This window comes from Micropruina sp., from assembly GCF_027492755.1.
GTDB lineage: Bacteria > Actinomycetota > Actinomycetes > Propionibacteriales > Propionibacteriaceae > Micropruina.
The window spans coordinates 1-22,619 of the sequence record NZ_JAPUED010000158.1 but is presented as its reverse complement, the minus strand read 5'-3'; the positions used below and the strand labels follow the sequence as shown (position 1 = coordinate 22,619).

At 71.1% G+C, this 22,619-nt stretch carries 14 protein-coding genes; 6 read left to right on the top strand and 8 right to left on the bottom strand.

Going from position 1 to position 22,619, the window contains the following annotated elements; genetic code table 11:
- The first annotated feature begins 2 nt into the window (after window positions 1-2).
- Window positions 3-2,345 (top strand): FlgD immunoglobulin-like domain containing protein, encoded by a 2,343-nt coding sequence (locus tag Q0066_RS11155; protein ID WP_298132903.1) that lies wholly within the window; start codon window positions 3-5, stop codon window positions 2,343-2,345.
- Window positions 2,346-2,357: 12 nt separating this feature from the next.
- On the opposite strand, the gene recD is transcribed toward Q0066_RS11155, so the two are convergent.
- The 4 genes from recD to Q0066_RS11135 are packed head-to-tail and all read right to left on the bottom strand — an operon-like array spanning window position 2,358 to window position 10,730.
- Entirely contained in the window at window positions 2,358-4,112 is a 1,755-nt protein-coding gene (gene recD, locus Q0066_RS11150; protein WP_298132901.1) for an exodeoxyribonuclease V subunit alpha, read from the bottom strand.
- Window positions 4,109-7,315 (bottom strand): UvrD-helicase domain-containing protein, encoded by a 3,207-nt coding sequence (locus Q0066_RS11145; protein ID WP_298132899.1) that lies wholly within the window; start codon window positions 7,313-7,315, stop codon window positions 4,109-4,111. Before Q0066_RS11145 ends, recD begins: the two co-directional genes overlap by 4 nt.
- Window positions 7,312-10,413 (bottom strand): exodeoxyribonuclease V subunit gamma, encoded by a 3,102-nt coding sequence (locus Q0066_RS11140; RefSeq protein ID WP_298132897.1) that lies wholly within the window; start codon window positions 10,411-10,413, stop codon window positions 7,312-7,314. Before Q0066_RS11140 ends, Q0066_RS11145 begins: the two co-directional genes overlap by 4 nt.
- Before the next feature lie 47 nt (window positions 10,414-10,460).
- Complete coding sequence (locus Q0066_RS11135) at window positions 10,461-10,730, bottom strand: hypothetical protein (protein ID WP_298132895.1); 270 nt, start codon at window positions 10,728-10,730, stop codon at window positions 10,461-10,463.
- Between the two features lie 227 nt (window positions 10,731-10,957).
- Here Q0066_RS11135 and Q0066_RS11130 point away from each other — a divergent pair, with 227 nt between their 5' ends.
- Window positions 10,958-13,021, top strand: coding sequence for an ATP-dependent DNA helicase UvrD2 (locus tag Q0066_RS11130; protein WP_298132892.1), 2,064 nt, complete (start codon window positions 10,958-10,960; stop codon window positions 13,019-13,021).
- 1 nt (window position 13,022) lies between these two features.
- On the opposite strand, the gene Q0066_RS11125 is transcribed toward Q0066_RS11130, so the two are convergent.
- From Q0066_RS11125 to Q0066_RS11115, 3 genes are all read right to left on the bottom strand, one after another.
- On the bottom strand, window positions 13,023-14,348 hold the full coding sequence (locus Q0066_RS11125; protein WP_298132890.1) for an AarF/ABC1/UbiB kinase family protein: 1,326 nt from the start codon (window positions 14,346-14,348) through the stop codon (window positions 13,023-13,025).
- Between the two features lie 34 nt (window positions 14,349-14,382).
- Complete coding sequence (locus Q0066_RS11120) at window positions 14,383-15,258, bottom strand: hypothetical protein (protein ID WP_298132888.1); 876 nt, start codon at window positions 15,256-15,258, stop codon at window positions 14,383-14,385.
- A 268-nt stretch (window positions 15,259-15,526) separates the two neighbouring features.
- Window positions 15,527-15,688, bottom strand: coding sequence for a DUF5679 domain-containing protein (locus Q0066_RS11115; RefSeq protein ID WP_298132887.1), 162 nt, complete (start codon window positions 15,686-15,688; stop codon window positions 15,527-15,529).
- A 281-nt stretch (window positions 15,689-15,969) separates the two neighbouring features.
- Between Q0066_RS11115 and Q0066_RS11110 the strand changes: the two genes are divergently transcribed.
- Window positions 15,970-16,500, top strand: coding sequence for a M48 family metallopeptidase (locus Q0066_RS11110; RefSeq protein ID WP_298132885.1), 531 nt, complete (start codon window positions 15,970-15,972; stop codon window positions 16,498-16,500).
- A gap of 105 nt (window positions 16,501-16,605) precedes the next feature.
- Here Q0066_RS11110 and Q0066_RS11105 read toward each other — a convergent pair whose 3' ends face one another.
- Window positions 16,606-17,949, bottom strand: a complete 1,344-nt coding sequence (locus Q0066_RS11105) for a zinc-dependent metalloprotease (RefSeq protein WP_298132883.1) — start codon at window positions 17,947-17,949, stop codon at window positions 16,606-16,608.
- A 128-nt stretch (window positions 17,950-18,077) separates the two neighbouring features.
- Here Q0066_RS11105 and Q0066_RS11100 point away from each other — a divergent pair, with 128 nt between their 5' ends.
- Genes Q0066_RS11100 through Q0066_RS11090 form a run of 3 tightly spaced genes read left to right on the top strand, consistent with a single transcriptional unit; the run spans window position 18,078 to window position 22,498 of the window.
- Window positions 18,078-19,127: a S16 family serine protease gene (locus Q0066_RS11100; protein ID WP_298132881.1), complete on the top strand. Its 1,050-nt coding sequence runs from the start codon at window positions 18,078-18,080 to the stop codon at window positions 19,125-19,127.
- Window positions 19,124-19,633: a PPA1309 family protein gene (locus tag Q0066_RS11095; protein WP_298132879.1), complete on the top strand. Its 510-nt coding sequence runs from the start codon at window positions 19,124-19,126 to the stop codon at window positions 19,631-19,633. Before Q0066_RS11100 ends, Q0066_RS11095 begins: the two co-directional genes overlap by 4 nt.
- Before the next feature lie 21 nt (window positions 19,634-19,654).
- Window positions 19,655-22,498 (top strand): UPF0182 family protein, encoded by a 2,844-nt coding sequence (locus Q0066_RS11090; RefSeq protein ID WP_298132877.1) that lies wholly within the window; start codon window positions 19,655-19,657, stop codon window positions 22,496-22,498.
- Window positions 22,499-22,619 lie beyond the last annotated feature (121 nt).

The window sequence follows — 22,619 nt, the reverse complement described above, 5'->3', positions numbered from 1 at the left end:
GCGTGTCCTCACACCCCCCTCGGCCCACCTTCCGCCGGCCGGTGGCGGCACTAGCGGCGCTGCTGCTGACCGCCGTGCTGACCGGCTGCGGGTTCGAGCCGTCCGCACCGCACTCCACGCCCGCGCCGCCGGCGGGAGGGAATGGCCCGGGGGTACCGACGCTGGGACCGGTCAGTTCCGTGCCCGACCTGCATGTCCCGGGCCGGCTCCAGGTCGTTGCCGGGACGGCGGACCGGTTCATCATCGCCGGCGACCAGACCCCCGGACGGTACTCGGCCGACAACGGGCGAAGCTGGCAGGAACTCCCCGCCGAGATGGTCGTCCGCGCCGACCTGCAGCGGGGCGGTGGGCCGTCCTTCGGCTCCTACATCGGCTACCAGGGGACGTTCGCCGGCCTGGTCCCGGCTGAGGAGGGCAGCGGCTACCGAGGTCTGCAGCGGTGGGATCCCGACACCGGTCAGCTGACCTTCTACCCCTTCGACCTGCCGGCGATGGTGCCGGGCGGTGAGGCCGAGCCGCTCTATCCCGTCGACTACGTGGGCACCACGATGGTGCTCAGCGACGGCCGGATCCTCCGTTTCGGCGACGGACGGGTCGAGCAGCTGACGCCGAACTTCGCCGCCACGCCACGGCTGGACGGACTCCGGACAGCGCTGACCAAGGATGGTGCGACCGCCGTCCGGCTGGGCTATTCGACGACCGGCAACTACGGCTACCTGAACATCGCACCGACCACCGGCGGCGCCGCCGGCAAGGCGTATCGCATTCCCGGGCTGCTCGCGATGGACGTCAGCGCCTTCACCGTTCACTATCTGGTGGGCACTGGGACCACCTTGCGGGCCTGCCGGGCGAACGCCGACACTCCGCGGAACGCGACGTGCACGAAGCTGGCCGACGGCGACTATCGCCGCTCTCGGTACGACGCCCGGCTGACCACCTCGATCGGCGCGACGCAGGCCTATCTGGTGCGGCGCTCCGGGGGCGGCACGCGGCAGTGGCTGGTCCGTGAGGGCCGGGCGAGCGCGGTCGGCGCCCCCGGCCAACGCTGGCAGTGGCTGCCGTTGCGGGACAGCGGGCAGCCGATGGCGCTGGTCACCGACCGGGCGGGCGTGACGATGGCGGCCGAGGTGAACCGCAACGGCACCCCGAGCCCGCTGTTCAGTGCCCCCGCGGTCGCCGCCCACGCCCTGGACGGGATACTCGCCACCGGCCGCATCACCTATCAGCAGGACGCCTTCAGCAACCCGGCGGGTGTTCGGCGGTCGGTGTGGACCCGGATGCTCGGCGCGCACGGCCTCGGGTCGGCCCAACCGCTCACCGACCGCCGGGTGGTGGCGGTGCGCGCCTCCGCGGCCCGGACGGTGGCGCAACGCGGCCGGCCCGGACGTCGGGGCACCACCAGGATCGACTGCTACGACGGCGGAAAGCGGACCGGCAGCTTCCCGGCCGGCCGCGGTTCCTGGCTGCGGACGCTCAACGGGCCGTACGCCCTGGTCGGCGACCGGGTGGTGCGGGTGGACGGTAAGCGCTACGACAGCGGCCCGGTGCTGGCGCTGTTCGGCAGTCAGGTCGTCGAGGCGTCCGGAGCCGAAGATTCCGCCTCGCGCAGGTTCCAGATCCGCGACCTGGAACGCCCGGACGCCGAACCGGTGCCCTTGGAGCTGCCGCAGCCGGAGGGTCGTGTCTATCGCGACGACGGTTGGCTGGCCTGGAAGGACTGGGTGGTGGCCGGCTACCGGGAGGGCGGTGGCTACGACCAGCTGATCTACGACCGCCGGACCGGGGCCGGCATCACGGTGACCGGTGATGACGAGGTGACCGCGCTCGGCGACGGATGGGCGGCGGTGACCACCGCGACGACGACGGAGATCCGGGTCTTGGACGGCTCGGGCACGCTGCCGCTGACCCAGGCCGGTCGCGGTGCGGTCAGCACCGACGGCGGGCGCACCGTGGCCTGGACCGACGAATCCGGCGTCCGGGTGGCCGAACTGAGCGGCCTGCCGGTGTCGGCGCCACGCCTGCTGGGCGTGATCGCTCCACCCACTTTCGCTGGTGGTGCGGTGTGGCGTCCGCAGTTCGACCTGACCCAGGCGGTGCGAGCCGGCAGCATCGAGATCCGGCGGACCGACGGCACGCTGGTCCGAACGTTGCCCACCCGGGCCTCCGCGCAGGGCTCGATCCGCGGCCCGGCCTGGGACGGAACGGACACCTCCGGCAAGAGGGTGCCGCCCGGCCGGTACGGCTGGACATTGGTGGTCGAAGGCGCCGACGGCAGCGGTGCGGCGACCGCCGTGGACGGCAGCGGCCCGGCGACAGGCACCGTCACGGTCACCGCCGCCGGCTGAACTCAACGGCTGCTACAGCCGTTCCCGCAGGCCGGACGCGCGGCGTGCGGTCCGCTCGACGGCGGCGCTCAGCGCCTCCGGCGTCCCGATCAGGTGGACGGCATCACGGGCCCGGGTGACGGCGGTGTAGAGCAACTCGCGGGTGAGCAGCGGCGACTGCACGTCGGGCAGCACCAGGGTCACCGCCGAGAACTGGCTGCCCTGGGACTTGTGCACGGTGAGGGCGTCCACCGACTGGATCGGGCCCAGCAACTCCGGGCTGAGTGGCCGGGCGCCGCCGGCGAAGTGCACCAGGGGGCGTCCGGTCCCGGTGAGCACAACGCCGGTGTCACCGTTGTACAGGCCCCAGTCGGGCTGGTTGGTGGTGACCAGCACCGGACGCCCGGCGTACCAGTCGCCCTCGGCGCCGAACCCGGCCACCGAGGCACGCAGCCAGAACTCCGCCTGCCGCGCCCAGGTCGTGGCGCCGTGCGGGCCATGCCGATGCGCGCACAGCAGCCGGTGCCGGTCGAGCAGCCGCAGCGCCGTCGTCGCATCGCCGGCGAGCGCCGCGCGGTGGATGTCACGGCCGAGGTACACCACCCGGGCACGCAGTTCGTCCTGCGGCTGGTCGGGCGCGGTGAGGGTGAGTTGCGGATGCCCCGCGGTGGCCAGCGCCAGCACGGTGCCGGCGTCGCCGGAGCGGACCGCCTCGGCGAGTTCACCCAGCACTCCGGTGAAGCGATAGTTGCGCCGCAGCCGGACCACCGGGCTGTGACCCTCGGTGCCGCGCCAGGCCGCCTGGGTGAGGTCGCTGAGCACCGCGCCGGCACCCACCGAGCTGAGCTGGTCGGGGTCGCCGACCAGCACCAGCCGGGTCCGGTCGCCGAGTGCTTCGGTGAGCCGGGCCATCATCGTCAGCGAGACCATCGACAGCTCGTCCACGATCACCACGTCGTGCGGCAGCGGGTTGTCGCTGTTGTGCCGGAAGGCCGGACGCCGATGCGGCTGGGCGCCCAGCAGCCGGTGCAGGGTGCTGGCGGCCAATCCACCCACCCGGTCGGCGACATCGGCCGGCAGGGCATCGGCCGCCTGCCGCAGGGCTTCGTCCATCCGGGCCGCCGCCTTGCCGGTCGGCGCGGTGAGCGCCACCCGTTGCACCCCCTGCCGGAACAGCAGGGCCAGGATGCGGGCGATGGTGGTGGTCTTGCCGGTGCCGGGGCCGCCGGCCAGCACGGTGACACCCGAGGTCGCCACCTGGGCGGCGGCGCGGCGCTGGTCGGGGTCGGCGTCCGGTGGCGGGAAGAGTTCGTCGAGCCAGGCGTCGAGGAGGGCGGGATCGACCTCGGCCGGGCGCATCAGGGTGCGTCGCTGCAGGCTGAGCCTGACCTGCTCCTCCTGTTCCCAGTAGCGGGTCAGGTACAGCTTGTGGTCGATCAGTCGCAGCGGCCGGGTGACGTCGCCGTCGCTGCCGTGCGCCACCGCGGGGCTGTGCCGCAGGGCGGCGAGCCAGCCGTGGGGGTCGGGCCAGAGCTCGTCCGGGATCTCGACCAGCTCGTCGTCGCGTCCGGTGACGCCGTTGCGCACCCGGTCGAGTTCGAGGCACACCGAGCCGGCCCGCAGGGCACGGACGGTGAACGCGGTCGCCAGTTGCACCCGTTCGTCGCTCTCCCGGTACAGCCGGGTGATCTGCCGGGCCGGATGCAGGTCGGCCCAGTCCAGGACGCCGAGGGCGTGGAACTCGCCGACCAGCCCGGACGCGGCGATCGACAATGCCGGATCGGTCACTTCTGGACACCTCCCAACCGTCGGGACAGTTCTTCCACCAGGGACGCCGGCGGCTGCCAGGCGAACACCCCGGTGTCCGGCCCTGAGGCCGGTCCACCCATGCCGCGCACGAACAGGTAGAGCACGCCGCCCAGGTGCACCTCGGGTCGATAGCCGTGGAGGCGTCCGGCCAGGAAGCGGTGCAGCGCGACGCAGTACAGCAGCGCCTGCAACGGGTAGTGGGAGGCGCACATGGCGGCGACCATCGGCCCCTGCGCATAGTGACCCAGGGTCAGTTCCTCACCGCCCAGCCGGTTGGTCTTGTAGTCGACGACCACGAACCGCGGCCCGGCCGGCGCACCCACCCGGAACACGGCGTCGATGCTGCCGGTCAGGAACCCCTTCAACGGCTGGACGGCCAGCGCCGGGTCGGCGAGCAATGCCGGGTAGCCGACCAGCGGGTCGTCGGGGGACAGGTGGGCCCGCATCAACTCGGCCAGATCGCCCAGGGTGAAGGTGGTGCTGGGCACCATCGGCAGGTCGAAGTTGAGCTCTGCCAGCCGGTCGCCGACCGGTAGCTGGGCGAGGCTGCGGTCGTCGGTCAACGGCCCCAGCGGGGTCATGAAGGCCGGCACCAGGGCGTCCGCCAGCTCGGCGGGGGTGACGCCGGGCAACGGGAAGCGGGGTAGCCACTCCGCGGCGGCCGCACGGAGCCTGGCTCGCAGGGCGTCTTCGTTGGGTCCCGGATCGACCTGCTCGAACAGGGCGTGCACCAGGGTGCCGAACTGGGTGCCGCCCGGCAGATCGCTCATCGGCGAAGGTGCGGTGTCGAACGCCGACGGCACGATCGATTCGGTCTGCTCCGGTTCGTCGGCCAGCAGCGGCGCCTCGGCATGCACCCCGGCGGTCAACCCCGAATACGAGGTTCGGCGCCAGTCCGGGTCGATGGTGCGGTCGAAGCTCAGCGCGCGCAGCATCGGGACCGAGCCGGTGTCGGCGCGAAGCGATGCGGGCGCGCCGGGTTCGACCGACTGCACCGCCACCGCCCGCGCCGCGCGCATCCATGGCAGGTCGGCGGGGGAGAGGCTGCCCGGTGTGCGATCGAGCGGGTAGCCGGACGCCGGCGCGGCCGGCAGCCGCTCGCGGTCCCGGTACAGCACCCGCTGCAGCGCGGAGCGCGGAGTGTGCGGGGTGCGCGCCCACCAGGCGATCACCTGGGACCGGGCGCGGGTGAACGCGACATACAGCAGCCGCAACGCCTCTTCGGCATCCTCGGTCTGGCTTCGTCGCCAGCGCTGACTGCGGCCGGAGGCGTCCCGGCCGCCCAGGTCGAGCACGGCGCGTCCGCCCTCGTGCAGCAGCAGACCGCGGCCGTCGTCGTCGCCGCCCGGGCTGGTCCACAGGTCGGGCAGCAGCACGATCGGGTACTGCAGCCCCTTCGCGCCGTGCACGGTCTTCACCTGGACCGCCTCGGCGTCGGTCTCCAGCCGCCGGGTGCGTTCGTCGTCGACTGTCTTCGTCCGCTCGTTCTGCAGCCATTCCGCCAGCCAGGCCGCGCTGGGCCGGGTGTGTCCGGACGCCTCGTGCAGCACCTCGGCGAGATGCCGGAAATCGGTCATCAGGCGTTCGCCGTCGGGCCGGGAGAGCACCCGTTCGATGAACGTGGTCTCGGCACTGATCGAGGCGAACAGGGCGGCCACCCCGGCCCGGTTCAGGGTGCGGTCCCATTGCCTCAGCATCGCCGTCCAGTCGGCGAGCTGACCGTCGTCGGCGCTCGCCAGGTCGCCCAGGGTGAGACCGAAGAAGGCGCTGATCAGCGCGTGGCGCACCTCGTTGCGGCGCTGCGAGGCGAGCGCCTGCAGCAGCACCAGCCAGTCGTCGGCGGCCGGTGAGCCGTAGATGCTGTCCGAGCCGCTCAACGCGACCGGGACGCCGGCGGCGCGCAGCGCGGCTGCGATCCGGGCGGCGCCTCTGTTGGTGCGTACCAGGATGGCGATGTCGCCCGGTTGCACCGCGCGCCAGCCGCCGCCGTCGGCGAGCTCCTCGTGGTCGAGGAGGCGGCGCACCTGCGCCACCAGGTCGGCCCGGATGCGTTCGTGCCCTTGCCAGGGCCGGATCTCCTGATCCAGCGTGCGCAGCACGACAGGGGAGATCGCGCCGCCTGCGGTGCGGACACCGCAGCCGGGTCGATGCGCCGTCACCGGATGCACCTCGATCGACTCGCCCAGCTGGAGGCCCTCGAACAGCTCGCCGAGACCCTGCACCAGGGCGGCGTCGCTGCGGTGGTTCACCCCCAGCGAGAAGCGGTCGGCCGCGGTGGTCACCGCCGTGGTGTACGCGGCGATGTCGGCGCCCCGGAAGGTGTAGATGGCCTGCTTCGGATCGCCGATCAGCACCATTCGGCGATGGCCGTCGAAGAGGCGCTGCAGAATCTCCCACTGCACCGGGTCGGTGTCCTGGAACTCGTCGACCAGGACGGCGTCGAAGCGGCTGCGGAGCCGTTCGCAGCTGGTCTCGCCGGTCTTCTCGTCGGCCAGGGTGTCGCGCAGCCGCACCAGTTGGTCGTCGAAGGTGAGCACGCCGAGCTGCCGGCGTCGCTCGGCGGCAACCTTCCGGACGCGTTGCGCGAAGCCGACACGTTCGGCGACCACCCCGTCGGCGTCGGTCGGCACGATCGGCCGCAACACGTGCGACACCGCGTCGCCGGCGAGACTCATCGCACCACGGATCTGCACCCCGTTGCGTTTCTCGTCGGCGAGCGGGAACGGCGGCTGCCGGGAGTCGAACGCGTACCGGTTCAGGTAGAGGTCGTGGGCCACCTCACGCACCAACGGACCCAGATCGGGGACGACCCGTCCGGACGGATCGGCGGAGGCCAGGATGCCGAGTTGGGCGTACATGGCCGCGCAGAACTCGTGGATGGTCATCACCCGGGCCCCGTCGAAGGTGGCGAGCGCGGCGGACAGCCGCTCCCGCGGTTCACCCGGCTCGAGTTCGGCCACGGTCTCCAGCAGGTGGCTGCGGATCCTGGCCCGCAGCTCGCGGGTCGCGTTGCGTCCGAAGGTGACCATCAGCAGCCGGTCGAGGCTGGTCGCACCCTCGGCCAGCAGCCGGACGGCGAGCGTCGCCACGGCATGGGTCTTGCCGGTGCCGGCGGACGCCTCCAGCACGGTGGTGCCTTCGGGCAGCGGAGCCTCGGGATCGAATTCGGCGTAGCCGTTCATCGCACCGGCACCGCCTCGTAGCTGGCGATCGGCTCCCAGATCAGCCGGGCGGCGGCACTGGCCAGCACCGACTCGCCGGGCTGGTCGAGATCGTCGGTGGTGGTCGGCACCGCCAGCAGGTCCTCGGCCTCGGCATAGAACTGTTGCCATTGCGGGTTGCGGTCGTCGCGGTAGGCGAACTGCAGCTCGCGCAGCTCGGCGAACGGATCCTTGCCGTCGGCCAGCATGGCGGCCAGCTTGGCGCCGAACCGCAACGGCAACGGCAGCGGGGCGTCCAGGCCGAGGCGATAGAGCCGCACCCAGCGGCAGAGCAGTTCGTGGGCGGACGTCGGGTCGGGGCCGCGCCACACTCGCCGGCCGCCGCGTCCGACCAGCATGGCCTGCCACGGACCGTCGGCGGACGCGGAGAGGGCCAGCAACTGCAGCCAGAGCCCGACCGAGCGGGATTCCGAAGGCCGGGAGAAGGTGGCCTGCAGCACCAGATCACGCTGGCTGGCGACCCGGCCGGTGAGCCGGACGGGGCCGCAGTCCACCGCGATGTCGTGGTGCCGGACCGGCGCACCGGCAGCCTCCGGAAGCGATTCGACGATCGGCCGCAGCTGGCCGGCCACCCCGTCGAGAACCCGGGTGCCGAGCGCGCCCGGCGGCACCGCACCGCGCAGCCATTCGGCACGCACCGCCTCATCGAGCGAGCGCCCCGACCGGACCAAGCCCAACAGTCGTTCGCCGACCTTCCAGCGGTCGATGAAGCCGAGCTCGATCGGGATCTCGTCGGACACCGGGTCGGCCTGCCAGTAACTCAGCCCGCAGCGTTCCCGCAGGAAGTGCCGGACCGGATCGCGGACGAAGGAGACCAGGTCGTCCAGGCCGAGTTCGGTGAGCGGCGCGGCGGGCGGGATCGGCCTACCCGGATCGGGCAGCCGGCGCGGACCGGTCACCGCGAGGGCGCCCCGCAGGCCGGCCGGGTCGTAGCTGCGCGGCTGGTCGCCGGCGAACAGGGTGGGGCTGAACGGCTGCAACGGGTGCGGCTGTTCGGCGACGCCCGCCTGCCGCACCAGGTCGATCAGGTCGGCCAGCGCCGCCGGCGGCGGGATCTCTTCGTTGGTCTGTGCCGAGCGTGCCTGATGCACCACGACGACGGTGTCGCCGGCGGCCATGATCGCCTCGGCCAGCGCCTGGCGGTCTTCAGCGGGCGGATCGGGCTCACCGGCGCGTGGCGTGCGCAGCATCAGATTGTCGCCGTCGCGCTCAGCGGCGCGGGGGAACACCCCGTCGTCCAGCCCCAGCAGGCAGACCACCCGGTAGGGGACGCCGCGCAGCGACCGCAACGAGCACACGGTGAGCGATCCGTTGCCGAAGGTGGAGCGGGCGGTGCCGCGCTCGAACTCGTCGCTGATCAGGTCGATGATCTCGATCAGGCTGAGCGGCTCGTCGCCGGCACCACGCTCGGCCAGGTCGGCGACGCGCATCAGCGTGTCGGTGCGCTGCCAACTGTCGTCGCCCTCGACCAGGGCGAACGCGTCCAGGGCCCACTGCAGCCGGGTGACCCATTCGCGCAGCGGCGCCGGGGTCTCACACTCGGTGGCCAGCCGGGAAAGCCTGCTGATCAGCTCGGACGCCCCGCCCACCGCGGCCAGGTCGCCGTCCTCGACGTCGTCGAGTGGCAGCACCGTGCCGACCACGGGCAGCTCGTGCTCGCCCAGTGCGACGCCGAGCAGCATGCGTTGCAGGCCTGCCGCCCAGGTGTTCTGGGGCACGTGGTCGAGGCCGTAGCGGGCACGGTGCGGTGCCGACAGCCCCCACCGCACGCCGGACTCGCCGGCCAGCCGCGCGAGTCGTTCGACGGCGTCGGAGTCGAGGCCGAACCGCGCGGCCACCGCGGGCCGGGTGCAGAAGTCGATGACGTCGGCGGCACTGGCCCGCGAGGCGACCAGCGTCAGGGTCTGCACCAGCACCCCCACCAGGGGATTCACCTCCGCCGAGCTGCGGTCGGCCAGTTGCACCCGGAAGTCGTTGGCCGGATGCCGTCCGGGCACGCCGGTGGGCAACCGGAAGGCGGCCTGGACCAGCGGTGCGGCGGCGGTGAGGTTGGCGCAGCCGACGATGATGTGGCGCGGCTCCAACGTCGGGTCGGCGGCCAGCAGGGCGGTGATCACATCGCGCAGGATCTCCACCTGGCGTTCCAGCCCGTGCCCGCCGTGCAGCTGCACCGAGCCGTCCGGAGGTGGCGGTGCGACGGTTTCACCGCGCAGCGTGCGCTGCAGCCAGCCGAGTGTTCCGTCTCGTCCGGACGCCGCCGGCAGGTCGTGCACGGTGGCTCGCTGCAACAAGCCGGCCTGGGAGTTCCGCTCGAACCCGGTCAACCGGGCAGCCGGGCCGACCGGGTTGCCGGCGGTGACGGAGGTCTGCCGCAACGACACGTGCACGTCGTGGTGCGTGGCGAGCGCGTCGAGCAGGTCGAGCCACCACGGTGAGAGCGGATCGGGCTGGACGAACGACCAGGACGGGGGCAGCCCCGGGCTCGGCTCGCTGCGCAGCCGGGCTCGCAGGCCGGCACTCACCGCCAACGGGCTGCATTCGGCCGTCGCCAGCCGCCACAGCACTGGCTGCCAGGCGTCGAAACCCAGGTCGATGCCGCCTTCGTCGACGTTCTCACCGGCCTCCCAGCGAGCCACCATCGCCGGACGCCACTGCAGGTAGCGCTGGAACAGCCCGGCGACCCGGTACGCCACCGGGTAGGCGTTGCGCGAGCCGGCCAGATGCCGGCGCAGCTGCGCCAGCCGCGGTTCGTCGGGATGCTCGGCCAGCACCCGCAAGAGCCGCCAGGCCAACTGCCGTGGCTGCCAGAACCGCACCGGATCGCCCAGTTCGTGCAACAGCCGGCCGGGGCTGACGAACCTGATGCCCGCGCAGATGCCCTCGCCGGGGCGTCCGAGCCGATGGGCCAGCTCATTGGTGAGCCAGCGGCGCAGATGCGCGTGCGGGGTCACCACCAGGTCGAGGGCGAACGGGTCGGTGCGCGGGCCACCCAGACGGGACGCCAGTTCGGCGGCCAGTGCGGGGGCGTCGTCGCTGCGGTGAAGAAACAGTCCGGTCATGCTGGGCAACACCCTAGGGGGCGGCTCCGACAGTTTTCGTTGGCAGCTCAGCGAGCCCGTAGTGCGTCGATCAGCAAGACGCCGAAACCGACCACGACGACCCCCGATCCGAACGCAGCGTTGCCGGTCTGGACCAGGATCAGGATGCCGGCGACCACCAGAGCGACGCCGATCAGACCGATCAGCGACACGCGAATGCCGCCCGGACCGCGCCAGGTCGTAGCGCGCTTCTTCGGAGCCTCGGGCTCGTCCGGAGATTCCGGCGTGCGCCGGATTGACGTGGGCTGGTTCTCGTCGGCGTTCGGCGGTTGGCTCATGGATCTCCCGGGCGGTTGGTTGTGCCGAATGCTATTCGCGGAGGGGACGGGTCTCGACAAGCTCGACCAACGGGTGGTCTGGATCGCGCTGGGGAAGCTGAGCAACGCAACCACCGTTGGTTGAGCTTGTCGAAACCTCTCGTGCCGGCGTGCGTACGTTCAGCCCCGACAAGCTCGACCGGCGACGGTTTCAGCGAGTGTCGGAACCGCGTTCTACAGTGTCTGGCGTGCCCGATCCCGACGCTCTGCTGGCTGCCCTCGACCCCGAACAGCGGGCAGTGGCGACCACCTTCGGCGTGCCGGTCGCGGTGATCGCGGGCGCGGGAACGGGCAAGACCAGGGCGATCACCCACCGGATCGCCTACGGCTGTGCGACGGGTGCTTACGACCCGCAGGCGGTGCTCGCGGTCACCTTCACCACCCGCGCCGCCGGCGAGCTGCGCGGACGACTGCGCACTCTCGGCTTCCCGCGGGTGCAGGCCCGCACCTTCCATTCCGCGGCGCTGCGGCAGGCGCAGTACTTCTGGCCGGCGGCGATGGGTCACGAACTGCCCCGGGTCAGCGACCACCGGGCCGGAATCATGGCCGAAGCAGCCGGACGGCAGCTCGGCCATCGCGCCGAATCCGGCACCCTGCGCGACCTGCTCACCGAGATCAGCTGGGCCAAGGTGAGCAACGTCCCGCCCGCCGACTACGCCGAACTCGCCGCCGCGCAGGGGCGCGAGGTGTCCGCCGTCGATGCCACCGCGGTCGGCCGGATCTACGCCCGCTACGAGCAGCTGAAGAGCGACCGCGGGGTGATCGACTTCGACGACGTGCTGCTCTGCACGGTGGCGCTGCTCTCCGACCACGACGACGTCCGAGCCCAGGTGCGCCGCACCTACCGCCATCTGGTCGTCGACGAGTATCAGGACGTCAGCCCGCTGCAGCAGAAGCTGCTCGAGCTGTGGCAGACCGAACGGCCCGACCTGTGTGTGGTGGGCGACGCCGCCCAGACCATCCACTCCTTCGCCGGCGCCCGGTCGAGCTATCTGACCCGGTTCGCGATCCACCATCCCGAAGCGGAGATCGTCCGGCTGGTGCGCGACTACCGGTCGACCACCCAGGTGGTCGAGGTGGCCAACCGGGTGCTGCACGCGCACGGGCCGGGCGAGGGCGTCCGGCTGGTCGCCCAGGGCGGCGACGGGCCACAGCCCCAGTTCACCCAGGCCGCCACCGAGGCCGACGAGGCGGCGCAGGTGGCGCGTTGGCTGGCCGGCCTGATCGCCGACGGCGTCCCGCCGTCGGAACTGGCGGTGCTGTACCGCATCCATGCCCAGTCGCCGGCCTACGAAGCGGCCCTGTCCGGCGCCGGTGTGCCGTTCAGCCTGCGGGCCTCGGAGGGCTTCTTCCAGCGGCCCGAGGTGCGCAACGCGATCGTGGCGCTGAGGGGCCAGCTGGCCGCGGCGGTAGGTGACCTGGTCGCGACGGTGCGCGGGGTGCTGGCAGGCCAGGGTTGGACGGCGGAGCCGCCGTCGGGCCAGGGCCAGGCCCGCGAGCGCTGGGAGTCGCTGGCGGCGCTGCTGGCGCTCGCCGAGGAGTTCGCCGCCGAACACACCGGCGCCGGTCTGGCCGAGTTGCTCGCCGAGATCGACGAGCGGGCCCGGGTCGAGCATGCGCCCGCCGGTGCCGGCGTCACACTGTCCACCCTGCATGCGGCCAAGGGCCTGGAGTGGGAAGGTGTTGCGCTGGTCGGCGTCCAGGAAGGCACGCTGCCGTTCGCGCTGGCCCAGTCGCCCGAACAGGTCGCCGAGGAACGCCGGCTGCTCTACGTCGGCATCACCCGGGCCAAGCGACACCTGTGGGTGTCGTGGGCGGTCTCCCGCAACGACGGCTCGATGCGCCGCAAGCCGTCGAGGTTCCTGGACGGCGTCCGGCCTGCCACCGCTCCGGCCCGTCCGGCCCGGGGTGGTGGAAAGCAGAACCGCAGCAAGCACAGCCTGACCTGCCGGGTCTGCGGTGGTCCGCTCGCCGCCGGTGCGGAACTCAAGCTCGGACGGCACGCCGACTGCCCGTCCAGCTACGACGACCGCACCTGGGAACTGTTGCGGGAATGGCGGCGGCAAGAGGCCGAGGAGGTCGGCCTGCCGGCCTTCTGCGTGTTCACCGACGCCACGTTGATGGCCATCGCAGAAGCCCGGCCCACCGATGAGCGCGGACTGTTGGCGATCGCCGGCGTGGGCCGGTCGAAGGCGGACAAATACGCCGAAGCGGTGCTCGAGATCCTGCGGGCCGGCCCGGCCGCTGGCTGAGTCAGTCGTCCCAGCCGGGCAGGAACTCGGCCAGCACGCCGCGGAACCCGGCGGTCACGTCCAGCTGTGCCAGGACGGCTATTCCGCCTAGCCAGACCCGGTGGATCAGCGCGTACACGGGCGGAATGGTGAGTTTCATCGCCACCCCGTCCCGGTTCGAGCTGCCGCGCACGTGCAGGAACTGGGCGCGCATCCACTCCCGGTCGAAGTGGAACTCGTCATACCGGGCGGGCTCCACGAACGGCTCCAGGTAGCCGAGCAGTTCCCGGGCGTCGACGTCGCGGGCGACGAAACCCTCGTCGGCCAGTCCGGTCGCCATGGCGTCCGCGTCGTCGGCGATCGCCAGCCGGATCAGCCGGCCCATCGCGGACGGCAGCCCGTCCGGCAGCCGCGCGACCAGCCCGAAGTCGACCACGCCGAGGCGTCCGTCCGGCAGCACCAGGTAGTTCCCGGGGTGGGGGTCGGCGTGCAACAGGCCCGCCCGGGCGGGGCCGGCGAACAGGAACCGGACGTAGGACAGGCCGACCCGGTTGCGCTCGATCGCAGGGGCGTCGGCCACGCTGGAGAGCCGGCGTCCGTCCAGCCAGTCACTGATCAGCAGCCGATTCGTGGCCTCCCAGACCCGGGGCACGGCGAACTCGGAGTCACCGGCGAACGCGGTGGCCGCGCGGGACTGATTGTCGGCTTCGAGCGTGTAGTCGACCTCCTCGGAGATCCGGGCGGCCAGCTCGCGGCTCATCGTCACCACGTCCACACCGCCCGCGAGCGGAGCCACGACGGAAGCCAGCCGTTCGATCTGCCGCAGGTCGGACCGCAACGCCTGATCGGCTCCGGGGTACTGGATCTTCACCGCCACCGGCGCACCGTTGGTCAGCACCGCACGATGCACCTGGCCGATGGACGCCGCCGCAGCGGGCCGCAGGTCGAAACTGGTGAAACGTTCCCGCCAGCGCGGACCGAGTTCGTTGCGCAGCACCGCCTGTACCCGCGACGACGGCAGCGGGGGAGCGCTGTCCTGCAACTTGGCCAGATGCTGCCGGTAGGGCTTGGCGACCTCTTCGGGCAGGAACGCCTCGAACATGCTGAGCGCCTGCCCGAACTTCATCGCGCCGCCCTTGAGTTCGCCGAGCACCGCGAACAGCTGTTCCGCGGCGGCGGCGCGCATCTCGCTGTCGACCTGCTCGGAGTCGGCACCGAGCAGCCGCCGGCCCAGTCCGACCGCCTGCCGGCCTGCCGCGCCGAGCGGCAAGGACAGCATTCGCGAGGCTCGGGCCAGCGACGAGGTGGGCAGCGGACGTTCCTCGGTGGTGTGTTCCGGCCCGTCCATGGCGCCATTGTGCCAACCCGGCGAAACCCGGCCGTCAGCGGGCCGCTCCACAGCCGCAGCCCGGGTGGGCCCGCAGCGGACGCACCCGCAGTGCGCCGTCCAGGTCCAGGACCAGACCGGCGCCCAGCGAGTCGGGCACACCGCCGGCCAGCCAGGAGGTGGCGTGCAGCACGGCGACGCCGGCGGCCCAATGCAGGCCGGCCGGAGCGGCGTCCGAGCTGCGCGGCCGGCTGAGCTGGAGCAGCAGTTCCGGCCAGACCGGGTCACGCTCGAGGCGGTGCAGATCCTCGCAGCGCAGGCAGGCGGTGCGGCCGGGGACGACCAGCGGCCCCACCGAAGCGCCGAGGTCGCTGCAGGCAACGATCAGCTGCGGACCGCCGAGCTGGCGCAGCACCGCGCGGTCCGCCTCGAGCGCCCGGACACAGACCACCGACAAGCCCGACGGCGCACGGTCGGGTCCGCCGACATGGCTGCTGAACCGGATCCGATGGGGATGGCGTCGCTGCAGCTGGTCGAGTGCCGCGGGCGGAGCCGGAGCGTCGGGCCAGACGGCGTGGACCGGGCCGCGGCACGCGTCGAGCAGCAACTCGATGATCAGCAGGGTGAGCCGGTCGGTGCCGACGACGGTGACCGGTCCGGACGGCGCCGGACGTCGCAGCAGGCCGGCGCCGTCCAGGGCGGTGAGCAGGCCGGGCAGCCACCGTGCCGACGAGGCGCCGCCGATCCGGGCCAGCCGCCGCATGGTGCAGGGCTCCAGCAGCGCGTCGAGAACCTGATCCGCCGTGGGCGGGAGACGGCCGAGCAGAATGCCCGCCGGCGGCTCCAAACCCAGCTGCAGCACGCCGTCCGGACGCCGCAGCACCGGCATCGGCGCCCGCAGTTGCCAGTGCTCGCGCCGCTCGGAAACCACCCGCCCATGCTGGCCGAGGTCCGCCGTCGGGTCATCGGCCCGGGAGCGACGGACAACACCGGAGGGGCAAACGGACAACACCTCGCACCAGTTGCGCCGAGTGCCAACGGAGATCCCGGGGCAAGCCCGGGATGACCGAAACGGGTGACGTGAGGGGTTCCCGTCATCCCGGCGAACGCCGGGATCTCTGGATGCTACGAAGCGCGCGGTAGCCGTCGTGGACATGCCAAAGGCGCCGCACCAACGGTGCGGCGCCTTCAGTGCGTGCTCAGGCCTTGGGCAGGAAGCGGGTCAGATTGGTCCCACAAACGGGGCACTTGGCCTTGGCGATCCGCGTTCCCTTTGCGTTGACCGTCACGTCGCCACTGGCGTCGCGATGGTCCTTGCACTTCACGCAGTAGAACGAACCGCTGTAGGTGTCGTCGGCCACGTCATTTCCTCCTATTGATGGTGTGCGCTGGCAGTAATCACAGCGCGCTTGCCGGTTCAGCATACGGCACCGGCTGACCGTGCGGTGCGCGCGGGCATCCCTGGCGAGTCGCCCGCACGATGAAGACGAGGCCTACCGCGTCGTCCGCTTGCCTTCCCCTGCGAGCGGAGTAGCCATAGGCCTCGTCCGGAAAGACCGTAGTGGGGCATCGGGCGGCTGGTCAACACGACGACGGCCCGGTGGGACGGGAGTTGTCGGTGCCGCCGGTTAGCCTCGATTCCATGACCTCGGAACACTACGTCGTGCGGCGCAGCGCCCGGCGGCGGACGACGATGGGCATCGTGCGCGAGGCCGGCACGCTGGTCGTGCTGGTGCCCGCCCGAATGACCGCTCGGCAGGAGCGGGAACTGATTCCGGGGTTCGTGTCGCGCTTCCTGGAACAGGAAGCCGGACGCCGTCCGCCCACCGGGGACGCGGCACTGACCGCCCGGGCAGCTGAGTTGTCCGCCCGGTACCTGGCCGAGCCGGGACAGCCGATGCCCGCGTTCACCGTCAGCTGGTCGTCCCGGCAGCATCAGCGCTGGGGCTCATGCACCACGGCCACCGGCCAGATCCGGCTGTCCGACCGGCTGCAGCAGATGCCCGACTGGGTCGCCGACTACGTGCTCGTCCACGAACTCACGCACCTGCTGGAGCGCACCCATTCAGCCCGTTTCCACGCTTTGGTGGCCCGCTACCCCGAGGCCGAACGCGCGAAGGGCTTCCTGGAAGGCTGGAGCAGCGCCCAAGGGCTCGCCATGGCCGAGGACTGATTTCCGAGGGTTGAGCTTGTCGAAACCCGGTCGCACACAGGGTCTCGACAAGCTCGACCAGCGGTGACCGAAAGAACCGTCCCCCGGTCACCGGGTGGTGACTATCTACTGCCCGCCCTCCTGGTCGAGCAGCTTCTGCAACTCGGCGTCCAGCTCGTCGGGGACCACCTGGTGGCCGTGTTCGGCGTAACCCAGCGGGTCGTCGAGGTCGGACGAGGTGGGGATCAGGTCGGGGTGGTGCCAGGCCGCGTCGCGCGCCTCGGCGCCCCGGGTGGCTCGGACGGCCGCCCACAGGTTCGCGGCGTCCCGGGTGCGGCGGGGTCGCAGCTCCAGGCCGACGAGGCTCTTCAGTGCGCTCTCTGCGGGGCCACCGGCTGCCCGGCGGCGACGGACCACCTCGGTCAGTGCCTGTCCGTTGGGCATCCAGCGGGTCATGGTGTGGCCGACCACCTCGTCCACCCAGCCTTCGACCAGGGCCAGCAGCGTCTCCAACCGCTCCAGCACCTCGGCCTGTTCGGGTGTCACAGCCGGCTCGAACAGCTTGCCGGCGAGTGCCTGCCCGGCGCGTTCCAGGTCGTCGGCGCTCATCGCCGCGCTGAGCTGCTGCTCGATCGCCTGCTCGAGCGCGGAGGTGTCGATGGTGATGTCGCGGGCGTAGTGCTCCACCAGGGCATGTAGCTGCGGGCCGAGCCAGCCGACCGCGGCGAACAGCCGTTGGCGTGCCGATTCGCGCAGCGCCAGGAACAGCAGCACGTCCGAGGGCGTCACCGATTCGAGTTCGGCACCGAACGCCTCGATGTTGCTGGGCAGCAGCGCGACCTGCGGATGCGTCCCCAGCGGCAGGCCGATGTCGCTGACGCTCAGCACCTCGGCGGACAGCCGGCCCACCGACTGGCCGACCTGGGCAGCGAACATGCCGGACGCCGCCGCCCGCACCATCGGCTTCATGAACTCCTCACCCGGCCCCGCTTCGCGCGACATCAACGCGCCCATCGCCACGGACAGGCTGGTGACGATCGGGTTGCCGAGCTTGCGCCAGGTCTCGAAGGTGCCCTCCACCCAGTCGGCGCGGCTCCAGGCCACCGCGGGCGCACTGAGTCGCGGGAAGCTGATCGACTCGTCCAGCCACAGGTCGGCCAGGCCGGCCGCGTCGCGGACCTGTCCGGACTGGGCCGCGGACGGGCTCTGGTCGGCACCCAGCGATGCGGTCACCCGACGGGCGATGTCCTTGGTGAAGGTCCAGTTCATCCCGCTGCTGGCGTCGGTCGGGCCGAACCCGGCCATCTGGGTCTGGAACTGCGCCATCACCGACTGCAGACGCTGGGTGAGTGCGGCCATGTCGAACTCGCCGTCCGGGCCCGGGGTGATGCCGAACTGGGCGAGGAACTGGGCCAGCGGGTTCTCCTCGGGCGGCTGGTCGCCGGCGGGGAGGTCCGGATCGTTGGCCATGGGTGGGCTCCTGTGGTCGAGGGACTGGTTCGCCGGACCACCGGCCCGGCGCGCTACCACCCCATTGTCCCGCACCCGGCAAGGGAGTCGGCACCGGGCGCCGGGCACGAGTCCGGTAGGGTCGTCAGGTGACCAAGCAGACCTGGACGGCCGCCGTCTCGGCGCTGCTGTTCGTGGCCTTGGCTGCCGTCGTCTCGCTCACCCCGGTGCCGTTCGTCAGCTGGTCCCCGGGGACGACGGTGAACCTTTTCGAACCGGTCGATGGTCAGGCCCGCGTCGAGGTGGAGGGCATCCCCACCTATCCCACCACCGGCGAACTGCGCCTCACCACTGTCTCGGTGACCCGGGCCGACAGCCAGCTGACGCTGCCCGAGGCGCTGCTGTCGTACTGGCTCTCGGCGCGCGAGGTGCTGCCGCGCGATGCCGTGTACCCGGCGGGCGCCAGCGTCGACGAGATCCGCGCCCGCGAGGTGCAGATGATGGACAACTCGCAATCCTCGGCGGTCGCGGCGGCACTGCGCGCGGCCGGCCAGCAGGTCCGCGAATACCCGATGGTGATGGGAGTGTCGAACGGCAGCCCCGCCGACGGCAAGCTCAAGCCGGGCGACTTCATCCTGCAGATCAACGGCAAGGAGGTCAGCACCACCGACGACGTGAAGGCTGCGGTCAACAAGGTGGCCGTCGGTGAGGCGATCCTGTTCAAGATCCTGCGCGACCGCCAGGAGCTCACCCAGACGATCATCACCGCCGCCTCGAACGCGAACCCGGCGCAGCCCGTGGTGGGCATCAACCTGACCATCGGCTACTCCTACGAGCCGCGGGTGACGTTCCGGATCAGCCCCGACATCGGCGGCCCGAGCGCCGGATTGATCTTCGCTCTCGCGATCTACGACATGGTGACCTCCGGCGACCTGATCGCCGACCGGTCGGTCGCCGGAACGGGCACCATCACCGGCGACGGCAAGGTCGGCGCGATCGGCGGCATCCAGGAGAAGATCGCCGGTGCCGAGGCCGCCGGAGCCACCATCTTCCTGGTGCCCGCCGAGAACTGCGCCGACGTGCAGGGCGTGTCCACCGCGGTGCGGCTGGTCCGGGTGGCCACCCTCACCGACGCCATCGCGAGTCTGCAGGAACTGAAGGATCCGGCGAAGGCCGGCAGCGTGAGGGGTTGCGTGTGACGTCCGATGCTCTGATCGCCGCACTGATGGAGATCGAGCGGCATGTCGGGGGAGTCGGCTGGGATCAGCCCGCCCGGCTGTTCGCGCTGGTGCCCACCGCCGACCTGGTCGCGGCCGAGCCGCAACTCGCCGAACACCTCACCGGCGGTCTCGAACCCCAACCGGGCCACCTGTCCGCCATCGAACAGGACGGCTTCGCCGGCGGTGCCGACCTGGGCGAGGCGCTGGCCAGAATCGCCTGGCCGGACACCGTCGCCGGCGTCGCGCTGAGCTTGGAGCGGTTCTTCCTGCCCGGGGCCGCGGACGCCGGACTGGGTGAGGGCGCCGCGGCGTCCGAACAGGTCCGGAGCAACCCCGAACGCCAGGAGATCCGGGTCGTGGTGGGTGCGACCAGGGCCGGCGATTCCTACGGCGTGGCCCGGATCCGCAGCCATCCCGACGAGTTGTTGTCGAGTACTGATCTGGTTCCCGGGCTGGCCGCCGCGCTGGCACGTACATTGGACTGACACCGAACAAGGAGACCCCGCGTGAGCCTGCCTGCAAGTGTCCACCGACGATCGCCACTACTACTGACCTTCGGCATAGCTGCCGTGCTGGTCATCCTGTTCGCGGTCTTCACCCAGGTGTGGACCGACAAGCTCTGGTTCGATTCGATCGACTTCGGGGTGGTGTTCTCCACCCAGCTGTGGACCCGGACGTTGCTGTTCCTCGGCGTCGGGCTGCTGATGGCCGTCCTGGTCGGCGGCAACATGTGGCTCGCCATCCGGCTCGCGCCTCCGGCGCAGAAGCGCGGCGACAGCGCCGTGCTGGACGCCTATCGCAAGCTGCTCGAGCACAACGCGAAGTTCGCCGTCGCCATCCCGGCGCTCGCCCTCGGCGTGCTGGCCGGCATGTCGGCGGTCACCGAGGCCCTTCCGGTGCTCAGCTGGATCAACGCGGTCCCGTTCGGCCAGGTCGACCCGATGTTCGGCCTCGACTACAAGTTCTACGTCTTCGAACTGCCGATCTGGCAGGCCTTCCTGTCGTTCCTGCTGACCGCGGTCGCGTTCAGCCTGATCGGTGCCGTGGTGGTGCACTTCACCACCGGCGGGCTGCGTGCGGTGCGCGCGACGGGGCGTCCGCAGTTGACCCAGGCGGCCCGGGTGCACCTGTCGGTGCTGGCCGGTGTGCTGCTGGTGCTGTACGGCCTGCAGTGCCTGCTCGATCGCTACGCGATGCTGCTCACCCAGGGCACGCTGTTCACCGGCGTCCACTACACCGACGACCACGCCAGGCTGGGGGCCAAGCTGGTGATGGCGGTGATCTCGTTCCTGGTGGCCGGCCTGTTCTTCGCCAACCCGATCCTCAAGCGCGGCATCTATCCCGCAGCGGCGCTGGTGCTGATGGTGATTTCGGGGCTGATCCTGACCCTGATCTACCCGGCGATCGTGCAGTCGTTCGTGGTGGCGCCGAACCAGCCTGACAAAGAGAACCCGTACATGCGGCAGCACATCGACATGACGCGGCAGGCGTTCGGGATCGCCGACACCGAGATCACCTCCTATGACGCTGTCACCCAGGTGCGGGCCGGGCAGTTGAAGGCGGACGCCGAAGCGCTGCCGGGCATCCGGCTGATGGACCCGGCCGTGATCGGGCCGACCTTCGAACAGTTGCAGCAGGTGCGTGGCTACTACACGTTCCCCGAGGCCCTGGACGTCGACCGCTACATCATCGACGGCAAGGAGACCGATGTGGTGGTCGCCGCCCGCGAGATGAACCTCGGCGGACTGCCCGACCAGAACTGGAACAACATCCACACCGTCTACACCCACGGCTACGGCCTGGTGATCGCCTACGGCAACCGCCGGCAGAGTGACGGTCAGCCCGAGTGGATCGTCCGTGACATTCCGCCGCAGGGCAAGCTGCCCGACCACGAATCGCGGATCTACTTCGGTGAACAGTCCACCCAGTACGCGATCGTCGGACGCGAGCAGGGCCAGGAGCCGATCGAGCTCGACACGCCCAACGGCAAGTCCAACGTGTATTCCGGCAAGGGCGGCGTGCCGATCGGCGACGCCTTCACCCGTGCCCTCTACGCCGCCAAGTTCATGGACTTCAACCTGCTGCTGACCGACCGGGTGAACAGCCAGTCGCGAATCCTGTACAACCGGACCCCGAAAGAACGGGTGCAGGAGGTCGCGCCCTGGCTGACCCTCGACTCGAACATCTACCCGGCGGTCGTCGACGGTCGCACGGTGTGGATCGTGGACGGCTACACCACCTCGAGCAGCTACCCGAACAGCGAGCTGGTCAACCTGCGGAACTCGGCGGCCGACACCCAGTCGCGCGCCGTCGGCACCCAGGTGGACGCCAACATCAACTACATCCGGAACTCGGTGAAAGCGGTGGTGGACGCCTACGACGGCACGGTGGCGCTGTACGCCTGGGACGAGGCCGACCCCATCCTGCAGGCGTATTCGCGAGCCTTCCCCGGTACCGTGCAGCCGAAGAGCGCGATCAGTTCCGACCTGCTCAGCCATCTGCGCTACCCGGAGGACCTGTTCAAGGTGCAGCGCGAGATCCTCGGCCGCTATCACATGACCGACCCGTACACCTGGTACGCGCAATCGGATCTCTGGCAGGTGCCGAACGATCCGGTCAAGGCCAGCACCGACGCCAAGGAGCCGCCCTACTACCTCAGCATCAAGTGGCCCGAGGACAAGAGTCCGGTGTTCAGCCAGACCACCGTTTTCGTGCCGAAGAACCGCTCCAACCTGGCCAGCTACATGTCGGTGATTGCCGAGGCCACCAGCCCCGACTACGGCAAGCTGCGGGTGCTGCGGATGTCCGACACCCATCAGATCGACGGACCCGGCCAGACCTTCAACGCGATCAACACCGACCCGAAGGTCGCCGAGAAGCTGCGACCGTTCCTCAACCAGGGTGCGGCCTCAGCCACCTACGGCAACCTGTTGACGCTGCCGATGGGCAACGGCCTGCTCTATGTGGCGCCGATCTACACGATGCGTCAGGGCAACACCGGCTCGTACCCGGCGCTGGCCTTCGTGGTCGTGCGGTTCGGTGCGCACGTGGGCATCGGCAACACCCTGCAGCAGGCGCTCGACGAAGTGTTCGATGGCAGTGCCGGTGCCACCACCGGTGAGCAGCCGAGTGCCTCGCCCTCGCCGTCCGGGACGGGTAGCCCCGCCCCGCAGCCGTCCGGATCGACGCAGCCCGCCGGACCGGCCGCGATGGCCAAGCTCGACCAGGCGCAGAACGCCTTCGTGGCGGCTGATGCCGCACTCCGCAAGGGCGATCTGGCGACCTACCAGTCGAAGGTGAACGAGGCCAAGACGGCACTCGCCGAGGCGCTCAAGCTGATGGGCCGCTGAGCAGGCCGGTCACCTCTGTGGCTACCCGGTATAGCCCTCCCTAACTATCTCTGCCCTCCCACATGCGGGAGGGCAGAGATAGTTAGGGAGGGCTTTGCGGGTCAGGGGGTTGGGGCGGACG